The organism is Streptomyces sp. DG1A-41 (assembly GCF_037055355.1).
GTDB lineage: Bacteria > Actinomycetota > Actinomycetes > Streptomycetales > Streptomycetaceae > Streptomyces.
Genome location: NZ_CP146350.1, coordinates 8,382,698 through 8,396,216 on the forward strand (window position 1 = coordinate 8,382,698; position 13,519 = coordinate 8,396,216).

Below are 13,519 nucleotides of genomic sequence, written 5' to 3' on the forward strand. Positions count from 1 at the left end.
CCGTGCCGGCCCTCAGCGGGGCGGGCGCGACCACTCGAACATGAGGATGGTCGCGTCGTCCCGCAGCCGGCTGCGGGACGAGTCGAGGATGGAGTGGATGAGGCGCCGCAGCGTCTCGGGCGCCAGCTCGCCCGCGGCCGACGCCCGGATGATGTAGTCGGCGAACTGCTCCAGTCCGAACTCCGTGCCGTCGGACCCCCTGGCCTCGGTGACCCCGTCGGTGTACATCAGTACCCGGTCGCCCGGCTGAAGCGCGATCTCGTGCGTCTGCCGCTGCCGCCCGGCGAGCAGCGAGGGCAGCCCCATCGGCGGATCCGGCTCGCGCCGCATGGCGTCGACGAGCAGCCGCTGATCGCGAATGAGCAGCGGGGTGGGATGCCCGCAGTTGCTCCACCGCAGCAACCCTGAGGCCAGGTCCAGCTGGGCCAGGACACCCGTGCAGAACTGGTCGGGCAGCCAGCGCGCCAGCGCGTCGTCGACGCACTCCACGAGCTCGGGCAGGTCCGCCCCGGTCCGCCGGGCGTTGCGGCAGGCGGCCAGCGACACGGCCGTGGTCAGCCCGGAGGCCAGGTCGTGTCCCATGGCGTCGAGGACCGTGGCGTGCAGGGTCGTCTCCGTTAGGGAGTGGTCGAAGGCGTCGCCGCCGATCTCGTAGGCCGGCTCCAGCACGGCCGTGGACACGACGTGCGCGGTGCCGATCGTGCGGGGCGGCAGGAAGGCCCGCAGCATCTCGGCGGGCAGGCGCATCGGGTTCGTGCGCGTCCGCCGGACGAAGGAGTCCTGGTACGCCCGGGTGGACGTGATCATCATGGCGAGCAGCGTGGCGAGGGCCCTGCCGCGGCGCAGGACGGCCGGCGTCAGCGAGGGCGCGTGCACGGCGAGGACGCCGAGGCGTTCCGCTCCGTCCACGAGGGGGACCCAGACCGTCATGCCGCCCGACTCGGACTCCTCCACGCGCAGGGACTGGGTGCGGTAGGTCCAGCCGGCGAGCGAGTCGTCGACGAGCAGGGGCGGGGCGACGTCCGAGAGCGGGACGAGCCGGCGCTGCTGGATGTCGACGAGATGGACCACGGAGTGCTGGAGCCCCAGGGCCTTGGTGCAGCGGGCCGCCGCGGTGGTCAGGTCCAGCGTCGCGTTCTCCGGATCGGCGAGGAACTCCTCCAGGCGACCGTCGCCGCTCTCTGCCGTCGCCACCTCGTCTCCCCTCGCCGGGACCGCGGGCAACCGGGGCGTCCCGCGTGCGTTCGTCCAGCAGTCTCACACCGGGGCGCGGGGAGCGCCCGGCGACAGGGGCGGACGGATGGTCAGCGCGGCTGGAGTCTGACCAGGACCTCCCCGGCTGTCGAGCGGATCTCGTAGCGGGCGATCTCCGCCGGATGCATGGACGAGCTGGCCATCATCGTGTTGGGCTGGGCGTCGTGGCCGGACCCGTGCCAGCTGGTCGCGGTCTCCTCCGTGCCGTCGTGGCCGACGATCACCAGGTGGCAGGCGCGGGGACCCGCCGCGTCCTTCACCTTCAGCTCGACCTGGCTGCCCGAGGCCTCGTCCTCCGTCGTGACCTGGGCCCACACCCCTGTCCGCGCGTCGGTCGCCGCGACCGTCAGGGGCCCCTCGTCGCTGCCCCCGGCCATCATCGCGACCCCGGGTACCGACACGGCGAACACCACCGACGCGGCCAGGGCGAACAGCATGCGTCTGCGTCCGGCCCGGCGCCGCGTCGCCACCTCGGCCAGCAGCCGGTCCAGCATGCGCGGCCCGGGCTTCGCCGTCGGGTGCACGAACCGTGGCGTCGCCCGCCGGTACAGCATCAACTGCCGTGTCGTCGGGCCGAATTCCGTCACCTCTGCGGCGCACCGAGGGCACTCCATGAGGTGGTCCTCGAAGCGGAAGGCCTCCGCCTCGTCCAGCACGCCGAGCGCGTAGGCGCCGACGTCGCGATGCCTTTCCAGGGACCTCATGCCGAATCCTCGTGCCGTTGGGTGCGGGTGGGGTTACTCCTTGCTCCCACCGGTACGGACCAGGCAGCGGAATCACTCAAGCCGGTGACACAATCGCAACCGAAGGATTCGGAGCGCTCCGGCCCGCGGATTGGTCCGGGGCCGCAGAAATCTAAAAAAGATGGATGGCGAGGTGTCCCAGCGGCAGTCCGAGCTGCCAGGCGGGCGTCCAGACCTTCGGCCCCTCGTCCTCCCCGAACACCGGAGCGCCGCCCGGTACCGCGTTCAGGTCGGGCGCGAGCAGCTCCGTCTCCTGGAGCCAGCGCCAGGCCTCCTCCGCCAGGGCCAGGTCCGGCGCGGGCCGGCCCGACTCCGCGGCCCCGGCCGCGAGCTCCGCCAGCCGCTCGCGCACCCACTCCTGCCACGGCTGGTCGTACGCCGTCAGTGACAGCCACGTCTCCAGCTGTGTGACGACCCGGATGCCGGACAGCTCCCCCTCGGTGTCGGAGAGGAAGACGGTCAGCGCCAGGGCGTCCCGCCCCGCGCGGAACTCGAAGGACGTCGGCGGCATCAGATCGCCGGTCCGCAGCAGCTCGTCGGCGATGTACTCGGCGTACAACCACGCCATGGGGACGGTCAGTTCACCGCCGGCGCCGTCCGTGCCCTCGTCACTTCTGTGCAGCATCCCTTCCTGCCTTCCTCCGGTACGTGCGCGTCGCCCGACACCGGGCCCCGGGGCGCTGACGGCCCCATCCGGAACACGGATGGGAACAGCCGATTACTCAACCGGGGTCCTCAGCAAGGCGCTTTACGGAGGTTTGACTCAGCCATGGGTTTCAGTGCAGGTCGGTGGCGTATCCCGGAAGCACCCGGCGCAGGGCACGCAGCGCGTAGTACGCGCGGGACTTCACGGTACCGGGCGGGATGCCGAGAGTCGCCGCGGCCTCCGCCACACTCGCCCCCTGGAAGTACACGAGCACCAGGACTTCACGGTGTTCCGGAGTGAGTGTCTTCACAGCCTGGCGGACGTCGAGCATCGCCGCGGCCTGTTCGGCGTGGTCGGAGATGACCCGGGCGTTCTCCAGCACCGCGTCGCCGACCTCGGCCGGACGCGCCTGCCGGGCTCGCCGGGCGTCGATGGCGAGCCGCCGCGCGACGGTCATCAGCCAGGGCCGTACGGACTCGAAGTCGTCGGCGCGCAGCGCCTCCGGGTGCTGCCAGGCACGCACCAGCGTCTCCTGGACCAGGTCCTCCGCGCGCTGCCGGTCGCCGTCGCAGAGCCGGAGCAGGAGCGCGAAGAGGGCCGGCCGTGCTCCCGCTGCAGTGCGGCGAGCTCGTGCTCGGCGGTCGTCCCGTTGGTGAGAGTGGATCCGGCCGTCATGGCCGTATGCCACCGCAGGCCCAGCCGGGGGGACAGGCCACGTACACGCCTGTGCGACGGACGGTCGATCGCGTCGACGAACGGTTCGACGAACGGTCACGGCCGCCCGCCCGGCGCGCGCCGGACGGGCTAATGAGCGTGTCGGAGCCGTATGGGGCGCTGTGATCCTTCTTTCCTGTTTGTGCGTAAATACGACCACAACGCCCACAGTGGGGTGAATGCATGATCGCACGCAGTCGACAGGTGGCCCTGGCCCTGACCGTCGCCCTCGTCGCGGGTGCCGCCTGCCAGGCCCGCAACCATGAACCGGCCGGCCCCGGACGCCCGGCACCGTCCGTGGCCGGACCCCGCGGCTTCACACTGGTCGCCTCCGGCGACGTCCTCCCGCACAGCACGGTCATCGACCGGGCCCGCTTCGACGCCGGCGGCACCGGCTACGACTTCCGGCCGATGCTCGCCGGGATCCGCTCCGTCGTCTCCCGCGCCGACGTGGCCCTGTGCCACATGGAGACCGTCTACGGGGCGGACGGCGACTACACCGGCTATCCCACCTTCAAGTCCCCGCCCGAGGTCGCCCGGGCCCTCGCCGCCACCGGCTACGACGGCTGCTCCACCGCCTCCAACCACACCCTGGACGACGGCGCCGACGGCATCCGCCGCACCCTCGACACCCTCGACCGCGTGGGCGTACGGCACGCCGGCTCGGCCCGCGCCGAGGAGGAGGCCCGCACGGTGACGGTCCTCCAGGCGGGCCCGGCGAATGTCGCCCACCTCGCCTATACCTACGGCACCAACGGCATCCCGCTCCCCGGCGGGCAGCCCTGGGCCGTGAACCTCATCGACGAGGGCAAGGTCCTCGCGGACGCCCGGGCCGCGCGCGAGGCGGGCGCCGACGTCGTCGTGGTCTCCCTGCACTGGGGCACCGAATGGCAGGACGCCCCCGACGAGCGGCAGCTGACCCTGGCCCGGAGCCTCACCGCCGCGCGCAGCGGGGGCCGTCCCGACATCGACCTGATCCTCGGCACCCACGCCCACGTCCCGCAGGCCTACGAGAAGGTCAACGGCACCTGGGTGATCTACGGCATGGGCGACCAGATCGCCGGCGAGATGACCAACCACCAGGGCGCCCGGGACCCGCGCGGCAACCAGTCGACCCTCGGCCGCTTCACCTTCGCCCCGCCCGCACGCCCGGGCGGCCGCTGGGAGGTGACGAAGGCGGAGTTCGTCCCGCAGCTGTTCGACGCCGACGCCGGCCGGGTCGTCAACCTGAACCGGGCCATCGCCCAGGGTGCCGATGTACAGGCCGTCCGCGACCGCATCCGCGACGTCGTGCTCAGCCGGGGCGCGGCCGGGGACGGCCTGGTGATGGGGGAGTAGGCCCGGAAAGCCGGCCGGTCAGCGCCGCGCCAGTTCCGAGCGCCGGTAGGAGTACGCGAAGTAGATCACGAGCCCCAGCGCGAACCAGACGGCGAACCGTGCCCAGGTCTGCCACTGGAGGAAGGTGATGAGCCAGATCGAGAAGACGATGCCCACCGCCGGCACGACCGGCATCCACGGCGTACGGAACGTGCGCGGCAGGTCCGGCTGCCGGTAGCGCAGCACGATCACCGCCGCGCACACCACCACGAACGCCAGCAGGATGCCGATGTTGGTCAGCTCGGCCGCCTCGCCGATCGGCAGGAACCCGGCGATGGCGGCCGACGCGGCTCCGACGATCCAGGTGACGCGGGTGGGCACGTGCCGCGTCGGGTGGGTCTTCGCGAACCACTTGGGCAGCAGCCCGTCTCGGGACATGGAGAACCACACCCGGGTCACGCCGAGCATGAACGTGAACATCACCGTGAGGATGCCGATGATCGCGCCCACCGCGATGACGTCCGCGAGCCCGCTCAGCCCCACCGACTTGAACGCCGTCGAGAAGCCGCTTTCCTTGTCGATGTCCTTGTAGTCCTGCATGCCCGTCAGCACCAGGCAGGCCGCCACGTACAGGACCATCGAGATGACGAGCGAGTAGATGATCGCCTTCGGCATGTGCCGCTGGGCGTCCTTGGACTCCTCGGCCGCCGTCGACATGGCGTCGTAGCCGAAGACCGCGAAGAACACCGTCGCCGCGCCCGTGAACGCCCCGCCGACCCCGTACGGGAAGAACGGGTTGTAGTACGCCGTGTCGATGTGGAACACGCCGACCGCGATCACCAGCAGCACGACCAGGACCTTCAGCACCACCACGACCGTCTCGAACCGGGCGGCGTTCTTGATGCCGAGGGTCAGCAGGTAGGCGATGAGCAGGCACAGCAGCGCCGCGAACAGATCGACTCTGTGCCCGTCGCCGGTGCCGGGCGCGCCCAGCATCCAGTTCGGCAGGTCGGCGCCCATCTCGCCGACCAGGAAGCTGAAGTAGCCCGAGATGCCGATCGCGACCACGGCCACGATCGCCGTGTACTCCAGCAGCAGGTCCCAGCCGATGAACCAGCCCGCGAGCTCGCCGAGCACCGCGTAGCCGTAGGTGTAGGCGGAACCGGCCTTCGGGATGAGCCCGGCGAACTCGGCGTAGGACAGGGCGGCCGCGGCACTCGCGACGCCCGCGATGAGGAAGGAGACGAGCACGGCCGGACCCGCCGTACCGTTGGCCACGGTTCCCGCGAGCGTGAAGATGCCCGCGCCGATGATGCCGCCCACCCCGATGGCGGTCAGCTGCCACAGCCCCAGGGACCGTTCCAGCTGGGTGCCCTTGCCGACTTCCGTCTCCTCGATCCGCTCGATGGGTTTGCGACGGAGAATCCCTTGGCCCATCCGGAGCACGGCCACGCGCCTCACCTCTTCGTGATCGGCAAACGGCTGACGGCGGATCATGATGGCCCAGCTCCCCCGGTGACGGAAGACACCGCACACGGTCCCCGCCGCCTCACGGCGCCACGGCGTAGCTCAGGTCGTGCGCGACGAGGGACGCCGCCTCGGGATCGGCCCGCACCCGGTCGAAGAGGCGGGTCCAGGGCCGGTCACGGCACCGCCGTCACCGGCCACCGCCCCGCCTTCACCAGCCGTACCGCCACCGATCCGACGATCCGGTGGCCCGCCTGCTCGGACGCGCCCACGACCACCGCGTCCGCCTTGAGTTCGTCCGCCGCCTGCACCAGGCCGTTGTACGGGTCGCCGCGGAAGGTGTGGAACTCCCAGCGGACCTCGAATATCCCCTTGAGCCGCTCGGCCGCGTCCCGGATCTGCGCCACCAGGTCCTCGGCGATCTCCTCGGTCGTCTCGGCCACCGGCGCCCCGAGCGCCGCGCCCGCCGCCAGCACCGGCTGCACGTACACCACGGCGAGCAGCGCGTGCTGGCGCCGGGCCAGGCCGGCGGCGTAGGCCGCGGCGCGCAGGGACGAGTCGGAGCCGTCCACCCCGGCCACGATCACCTTCGGCCCGTCCGTGCCCCGCTCGAACTGATGAGAGTGCTGTTCCGTCACGCCGCGAGGCATCGAAGGCCGGAGGCCAGGCACTGAGCCGGGATCGCCGGAAGCGCGAGAGGACACCGGTGTTCCGTGTCCGAGGAGGGCGCCCGTGTCGGCGCCGGACCGGTGCTCCGCCTCTTGCGCCGCCTGCTGGTGTCGCTACGCGGAGGCCGCCTCGCACGTTGCGGGGAAGAGGAACAGGGCACTCGAAGGGCGGACAGCGGCCCGCCACCACGGAGGGCCGCCGTCACTGGCGGCGCTCGGCCCCGCCGGAGGGGACGGGACCGAGCCCGCCGACCTGTCCGAACCGGCCCGCGTGCCCGTCCGCCGCCGTCCAGACGCTGCGGCAGGCGATCCCGAGGCGACAAAAACGCGACCGACTGGTCACGTGCCGCACCGGGCTGACGATCCGGGAGATCCTGCCGTTCCCCCTGGTGCACCGTCACCGACCTTTCTGTGTAGGCCGTTCGGGTGAAAGCACGCGGCCGCATCGGTGTTGCTCAGGTGCGTCGGCCTTCCGCCGGGCGACTGATGAGTCATGAAGAAGGATCAGTTGCTCACCAGGCGCCGGCTGTTGATCGCGGGCACCGGCGCCGTGGGAGCGGCCGCCACGGCCGGTGTGTTCACGGCGGTCACCGGGGACGGACCCGCCGGGTCCGTCCCGGCCGCGGGGTCCCAGGCCCGCCGCCCGCTCAGCTCTTCCGCGTACCGGCTCCAGCCCCTGACCGGATTCGGCCCGCCGCAGGCTGCCCCCGCCGGACGCTGGTACGCCGCGAACCGCTGCTGCGCGTCTCCGGACGCGGCCGCACCATGGTGCTGACCTTCGACGACGGCCCCGACCCCCGCTACACCCCGGACATTCTCGACACCCTGGCCGAGTACGACGTGCGCGCCATGTTCTTCGTGTGCGGGGAGAGGGCCGCCGACAGCAAGGAGTTGCTGGCCCGGATGGCCGCCGAGGGCCATGTCGTCGGGAACCACACCTGGTCCCACCCGCTGCTCACCCGCCTCACCCGCCGGCAGATCCGCTCCCAGATGGAACGCACCTGCGACGTCATCGAGGGTGCCTACGGAGAGCGCCCCGAGTGGTTCCGCGCCCCCTACGGCGCCTGGAACCGCGCCGCATTCCAACTGGGCGCCGAACTCGGCATGGAACCCCTCGCCTGGACGCTCGACACCCTCGACTGGACCACCCCCGGCACCCGTTCCATCGTCAACCGGGTCGAGAACGGCGCCGCCCCCGGTGTCGTGGTGCTCTCGCACGACGCCGGGGGCGACCGCTCGCAGAGCGTGCGGGCCCTGCGGCGCTATCTGCCCGAACTGCTGGACTCCGGCTACCACGTCACCGTGCCCCGGCGGCACTACGCGTGAGAGATGCCGTCGGGCCGTCGACCGCCCGGCCGGGAGCGCTCAGCGCACCTCGACCAGGCGGGCGAAGGCGACGACGTTGCCCTCATAGCCGTTCTGCTGGGAGAAACCGCCGCCGCAGGTGATGACCCGCAGCTCCGCCACGCCCTTGGAGGCGTAGACACGGTCGCCGGGGAAGTTGTCCTTCTGGAACACCTCGACGCCGTAGATCTCGAACACGACGGTCTTTCCGTCCTGCCGGGCGACCTCGACGCGGTTTCCCCTCTTCAGGGCCCCGAGTCCGTAGAACACGGCGGGGCCCTGCTGGTTGTCGACATGGCCGACGACGACCGCGGTGCCCTTCTCGCCGGGGGTGACGGCACCGGTGAACCAGCCGGCCAGGTTCGGGTCCTCCGGGGGCGGCGCGCCGACCCAGCCGTCCGCGTCCAGGCCCACGGGAATCATCGGCGCGTCGACCTGGATCGCCGGGATCCGGACCCGGTCCGGGAGGGCGTAGGGGAGGGGCTTGACGGCCCCGGCGAAGGTGTCCCCGGGCACGCGGCTGTCCGCCGCGGCCGCGGTCGCCGGCTGCGGCGGGCCCTCGTCGAATTCCCCCGAACCATTCCGGATGAGCGCGAGGCCGGTCAGCAGAACCAGCGCTATCACGCCCCACGGGGCGCGCTTCTTCCGCCGCGCCTCCTCTTCCGCCTCGGCCAGCTCGGACGCAGACATGGGCCATCCCCTCTCGACGCGGCCGTCGCCGTGTCGTTCGCGCATATCAGAACGCTAAGCGCGGCGCGCGAAAGCGGCGACGGGGCGGGAGCGAACGGGTGGCCAACGGGGCTGTCAGGGGTGATCCAGGGCTGTCAGCGGTCGTTCAGGGGTGGTTCCGGATGGTTCCGGATGGTTCCGGATGGTTCCGGATGGTTCCGGGGCCATGAGGTGCGCCATCCGAGTTGCCGCCGCGAGGAATTTTCCGATGGTCCGTGACCTGCGGCGATATCCGGTTGCGCGGTTCTCCCGAGGTGCCTTCTCTCACCGGGACGGACCATTCCCGAAATGCGGTTCGGGACAAGGCAACTGACTGTCTTTCTGGGAGGCGCTTTCTCGCCGATCGACCGGGGACGGGTCCCGGGGCGTCTTCCGCGGAGGTTCACATGCGTAACACTCGTGCCCTGGCGGTCGCCGGCGCCGCGGTCGCCGCCCTCGGCCTCTCCACCCCCGCGGCCGTCGCGTGGGAGACACCCAGCAACATCGTCGCCCTGCCCAGCGTGATCGCCCGCGGCGGCCAGCTGACCATCACGGTCGACGGCTGCCGCAAGGGCGGCACGGCGACTTCCAACGCGTTCACGAGGCCGGCGACGCTCTCGCCCGTCTCCAGCGCCAAGGAGACGGCGAGGGGCACCGCCACCATCAGGAACAACGCGCACCCGGGGCCGTACGACATCACGGTCACCTGCGACGGCAGGAGCCTGACCAAGCCCCAGGCCTTCACCGTCATCGGCGGTGTCCGCGGCGGTATCGGAGGCAGCAGCACCACCGGTGCGACCTCGACCGACATGGCCATCGGCGGTGGGCTCGTGGCAGCGGCACTCGTCGGTGGCGGGGTGTTCTGGATGCGCCGCCGGGCCGAGCGGCGCGTCTGACGCCTCGTTCCCCGCTCCTTGTGACGAGCCGCCTCGCACGTGAACGGTCTTCGCCCCGGATCCCTCGCGGGATCCGGGGCGAAGACCTGTGCGGTGTGCCGGGCCAGGTGCGGTGCGCCGGGCCGGTCAGCCGGCGTCCTCGTCGGTGCGGCGGCGTGCGAAGTGGTACGCCGTGCCCAGCGCGCCGGCGATGAGGGCGGCGCCGAGGCCGATCTCCTTGAGGTCGAAACCGGCGAGGGTGCCGCCCTCTCCGGCATGCACGCCCTTCGACGGGTGGCGGTGGTGGTGCTTCGGGTGGTGCGCCGGATGCCCGCCGGCGATGGTCAGGCGCGCGGTGCCGCTCGACTCGTCACAGACGAACTCCACGTCGTACACGGCGCCGGGCTTGGCGTCCCAGTCGACCCTGGCCGTCGCCGACCGCTTCTCCGGCGGGATGACGACCACGTCGAAGACCGGTGAGAAGACCGCCGCCTCCCCCCGGCACGCTCTGTTGCGCTCCACCCGCAGCGTGACCTGGCCGTCCGCCACGACGGTGGAGGGCTCGACGCCGAAGACGAAATCGGTCCGCCCGGCCGCGTCGGCCGGCACGCAGGAGGTGAGGGCGCCGGCGCCCAGCAGTACGGCCGAGGCCGAAGCGACGCAGATCGCGCGCATGGTGAAACCTCCGGGTCCCCGAGGAGCAGCCGCGGACCTGTTCCGCTCACGTCACAAATGCACCTCGATGCCCGAAACGCTAAGAATGCTCACACCGTGGCGCGATCGCAGTAGCGCGAATGGGGTACATGTGTGGGCCGCCTGGGGGAATTCCGTTGACGGGCCGGGGGACGGCGACGGTGTGTCGCTCGCCCCCGGCCCGGTTCCGTGGTGCGGGTGCCGTCAGTCCCCGGTACCCGGGAAGAGGTTCAGGAACGGGTCCGCCGACGCGGTCACGCCCCTGCTGTAGGGCGAGTCGAAGTCCCAGATCAGGAACAGCAGGAAGGCGATCAGCGCCGAGAACACTCCGGCGAGGACCAGTTCACGTGTCGTTCTGCGGATCTGGAGGGCGAAGATCATCCCGATGGTGACCACGGCTCCGATGATCAGCCCGAACCACACCACGCCCGGCATGGTCTCCCCGGTCGACTCCGCCCGGGCGATCCGGGCCTGGCTGGCCGCGGTCACCTGGTCGAGGAGCGGCTGGTAGGCCTGGGCCTCGAAGTCCGTCTTCGGCTGGTAGTCGGTGACGTCCTGGCGGAGGCGCTCGAAGAGCTCACCGCCGCGCTCGGTGACCTGTTCCTTGTCGGCCATGGTGTCCCACTCGGTGGTGACGACGTGGCTCACGTACGCATGGATGTCGTCCCGGATGCGGTCGCGTACGTCGTCCGGGTAGACCCGGACCCGCTCCGAGATCTCGTGCAGCGCGGTGGCCTCCGCCTGGACGTGGTCCTGGGCGGCGCTGCGCCCCTCCCAGACACCGGCGATCGCCAGACCCAGGACGATGGCGTACACGACGCCGATCCACATCGTCATGTACTCGATGACGTCCGGGGTCTCACTGGGGTCCTCGTCGTCGGACGCCGTGCGATGGCGTACGAGGGTGATGACGACCACCACGGCACAGGCGGCCAGCATCGCGAGGGTGAGAACGAGCCATTCCGGCAAGAGATGCCTCCAGAGCTTCAGGGATCAGCGCGGGCGCAGCGCGGCGACGGCGACCACCGCGGGCACGGTGACGAGCAGGACGAAGGTGAGCGGCGACAGGGTGTTGCTCGCCGGTCGTGGCCGTGGCGAGGCGCGGTACCGCGGGTAACGCACGGGCGTCGCGGACGGACGCGGGGTGGGCTTCGCCGACGGCTTCGGCACCGGCTTCGGTGCCGGGGCGGGGGGTGGAGGAGGGACGGGCCTGGGGGCCGGCCGGGGCGGCGCCGCCGGGCGTGGAGCGGGCGGCGGAGACGGAGCCGGCGGCTCCGGTCTGGCCGTGGGGGGCGGTTTCGGGGGCGGGGGCGAGGGTGAAGGCGGCGGTGGTGTCGGAGTCGGTGACGGAGTCGGCTTCGGCGGCGGAGGCGTCGGGGTCGGCGGAGGCGTCGGTGTGGGCGTGGGCGTGGGGGTCGGTGTGGGTGGAGGGCACGGCGGCTTGGTCGGCCAGGTCGTCCTGCTTCCGGCGATCGCCACCGCCTCCGTGCCGTCCGGCCCCGTCGAGGCGTACGCGCAGGCGTCGGCCACCGCCACTCCGGCCGGTGCGCCGACGAGTGCCCAGGTCAGCGTCGCCACCGCCAAGGCCCTTGCGGCGAGGGCGGATTGCGTCGATAGGGGTCCATGCACGACGGAGATCATGAACCTTGTGCGGCAGGGACGCGCCGGAGCGCAAGGGGATTGCCCCGAAAGAGGGATATCCGGGTGCCGGAGGTTTGATGGGCGGCCGCCCGCAAGCCTTCGAGGCGAACCCGTGTGCCGTGACGAGCGGCGGCCGTCACGGGTTCCGGAAAGAAATTTGGCCGGTGGTTGAACACCATCACGCCTCCCGTGCGTACTCATGGCCGTGCGGCGGCGCAGCAGGGCGCTGCAACACCCTTGCGATTATGGGGAGTTGACGATGAAGACCTCCTGGCGGAGCGCCTCACTCGTGGCGAGCGCCGCGGCGGTCCTGGCGCTGACGACGGCGTGCGGTCAGGACAGCCCACCGGCGGCCAGCCAGAACGTGGGCGCCTCGGCAGCGCCCGGGGACTACGGAAGCATCGGCACCGGGAACGGAGTGGGCGGCACCGCGGGCGGCCAGCAGGCCGCGCCGAGCCCTTCCAGCCCGTCGAACCCTGCGGGCAAGCTGTCCGTCGCCACCGCCGAGGAGGTCGGCAAGGTGGTGACCGACAGCCTGGGGCTCACCCTGTACCGGTTCGACCAGGACACCGACCAGCCGCCCAAGTCGAACTGCGACGGCGACTGCGCCAAGACCTGGCCGCCGGTGCCCGCGGACGACGCGGAGGCCGGCGAGGGCATCGACAAGTCGCTTCTCGGCTCGGTCACCCGGGCCGACGGCACCAAGCAGCTGACGGTCGGCGGCTGGCCGGCCTACCGCTACGCCAAGGATGTCAACGCCGGTGACGTCAAGGGCCAGGGCGTGGGCGGGAAGTGGTACGCGCTGGCCCCCGACGGCAAGAAGGCGCAGGGGGGCGGGGCCGGCGGCGAGGGCACCGAGGCGCTGCCCGGGCTGTCCACCCGTAACGATCCCAAGCTGGGCGAGATCGTCGTCGACAAGAACGGCATGACCGTCTACCGGTTCAAGAAGGACGAGGCCTGGCCCAAGCCCGTCTCCAACTGCACCGGCGAGTGCCTGGAGAAGTGGCCGCTCGTGGAGCCCGTCGACTTCGCCGACACCAAGGGCATCCAGGAGAAGGGCTACATGATCTTCGACCGGACCGACGGCAAGGGCGAGCAGCAGACGATCAACTGCTCGCCGATCTACACCTTCGCCGGTGACAAGGCTCCCGGCGACACCAACGGCCAGGGCGTCGGCGGCACCTGGTACGCCGTGCGGCCCGACGGGAAGCTGGTCGGCGCCTCGGAGAAGTAGGGAAACCTCCCCCAGGGTTGATCATCTCCTCCACCCGACGGAGCCGACCCGGTCCGCCCCTCCGTGACTCACGGCGGGGCGGACCGTTTTGACGTGCTCGGACACTGTTCGTCGTATGTTCGAAGGGCATGCACGCGGGTATCAATTCGGCACGTGCCGCAGGCAGTGACCGGGAACGGATGGTCATTTTCCGTTTCGGGTCGCTCCATTGGCGG

The 13,519-nt window shown here is 71.4% G+C and carries 12 protein-coding genes and 2 pseudogenes; 4 read left to right on the forward strand and 10 right to left on the reverse strand.

Annotation, left to right across the window (positions count from 1 at the left end):
• Positions 1–12: 12 nt before the first annotated feature.
• The 4 genes and pseudogenes from V8690_RS38710 to V8690_RS38725 all read right to left on the reverse strand — a co-directional run bounded on the left by V8690_RS38710 (position 13) and on the right by V8690_RS38725 (position 3,318).
• A complete protein-coding gene (locus tag V8690_RS38710; protein WP_338784692.1) occupies positions 13–1,194 on the reverse strand; it encodes a PP2C family protein-serine/threonine phosphatase in 1,182 nt (393 codons plus the stop codon).
• Between the two features lie 110 nt (positions 1,195–1,304).
• Positions 1,305–1,958 carry a zf-HC2 domain-containing protein gene (locus tag V8690_RS38715; RefSeq protein WP_338784693.1) on the reverse strand — a complete coding sequence of 218 codons (654 nt, stop codon included), beginning with the start codon at positions 1,956–1,958 and terminating at the stop codon, positions 1,305–1,307.
• A gap of 151 nt (positions 1,959–2,109) precedes the next feature.
• Positions 2,110–2,622 (reverse strand): hypothetical protein, encoded by a 513-nt coding sequence (locus tag V8690_RS38720; protein ID WP_338784694.1) that lies wholly within the window; start codon positions 2,620–2,622, stop codon positions 2,110–2,112.
• Between the two features lie 151 nt (positions 2,623–2,773).
• A pseudogene (locus V8690_RS38725) lies at positions 2,774–3,318 on the reverse strand (sigma-70 family RNA polymerase sigma factor).
• A 222-nt stretch (positions 3,319–3,540) separates the two neighbouring features.
• On the opposite strand from V8690_RS38725, the gene V8690_RS38730 reads away from it, so the two are divergent.
• Entirely contained in the window at positions 3,541–4,695 is a 1,155-nt protein-coding gene (locus V8690_RS38730; RefSeq protein ID WP_338784696.1) for a CapA family protein, read from the forward strand.
• Positions 4,696–4,713: 18 nt separating this feature from the next.
• Here V8690_RS38730 and V8690_RS38735 read toward each other — a convergent pair whose 3' ends face one another.
• Both V8690_RS38735 and V8690_RS38740 read right to left on the reverse strand, forming a co-directional pair.
• A complete protein-coding gene (locus tag V8690_RS38735) occupies positions 4,714–6,126 on the reverse strand; it encodes an amino acid permease (protein ID WP_338784697.1) in 1,413 nt (470 codons plus the stop codon).
• A gap of 191 nt (positions 6,127–6,317) precedes the next feature.
• Complete coding sequence (locus V8690_RS38740; protein WP_338784698.1) at positions 6,318–6,779, reverse strand: universal stress protein; 462 nt, start codon at positions 6,777–6,779, stop codon at positions 6,318–6,320.
• A gap of 523 nt (positions 6,780–7,302) precedes the next feature.
• Here V8690_RS38740 and V8690_RS38745 point away from each other — a divergent pair.
• Positions 7,303–8,135: pseudogene (locus V8690_RS38745) on the forward strand (polysaccharide deacetylase family protein).
• Between the two features lie 39 nt (positions 8,136–8,174).
• Here the strand turns inward: V8690_RS38745 and V8690_RS38750 are convergent.
• Positions 8,175–8,843: a class F sortase gene (locus V8690_RS38750; RefSeq protein WP_338784699.1), complete on the reverse strand. Its 669-nt coding sequence runs from the start codon at positions 8,841–8,843 to the stop codon at positions 8,175–8,177.
• Positions 8,844–9,268: 425 nt separating this feature from the next.
• Here V8690_RS38750 and V8690_RS38755 point away from each other — a divergent pair, with 425 nt between their 5' ends.
• Positions 9,269–9,757, forward strand: coding sequence for a hypothetical protein (locus V8690_RS38755; protein ID WP_338784700.1), 489 nt, complete (start codon positions 9,269–9,271; stop codon positions 9,755–9,757).
• 126 nt (positions 9,758–9,883) lie between these two features.
• On the opposite strand, the gene V8690_RS38760 is transcribed toward V8690_RS38755, so the two are convergent.
• The 3 genes from V8690_RS38760 to V8690_RS38770 form a co-directional block, all read right to left on the reverse strand.
• Complete coding sequence (locus V8690_RS38760) at positions 9,884–10,411, reverse strand: hypothetical protein (protein WP_338784701.1); 528 nt, start codon at positions 10,409–10,411, stop codon at positions 9,884–9,886.
• Positions 10,412–10,633: 222 nt separating this feature from the next.
• A complete protein-coding gene (locus V8690_RS38765) occupies positions 10,634–11,398 on the reverse strand; it encodes a DUF4239 domain-containing protein (RefSeq protein WP_338784702.1) in 765 nt (254 codons plus the stop codon).
• Between the two features lie 24 nt (positions 11,399–11,422).
• Positions 11,423–11,551, reverse strand: coding sequence for a hypothetical protein (locus V8690_RS38770; RefSeq protein ID WP_338784703.1), 129 nt, complete (start codon positions 11,549–11,551; stop codon positions 11,423–11,425).
• 778 nt (positions 11,552–12,329) lie between these two features.
• On the opposite strand from V8690_RS38770, the gene V8690_RS38775 reads away from it, so the two are divergent.
• Positions 12,330–13,304: an SCO0930 family lipoprotein gene (locus tag V8690_RS38775; protein ID WP_338784704.1), complete on the forward strand. Its 975-nt coding sequence runs from the start codon at positions 12,330–12,332 to the stop codon at positions 13,302–13,304.
• Positions 13,305–13,519: the final 215 nt, after the last annotated feature.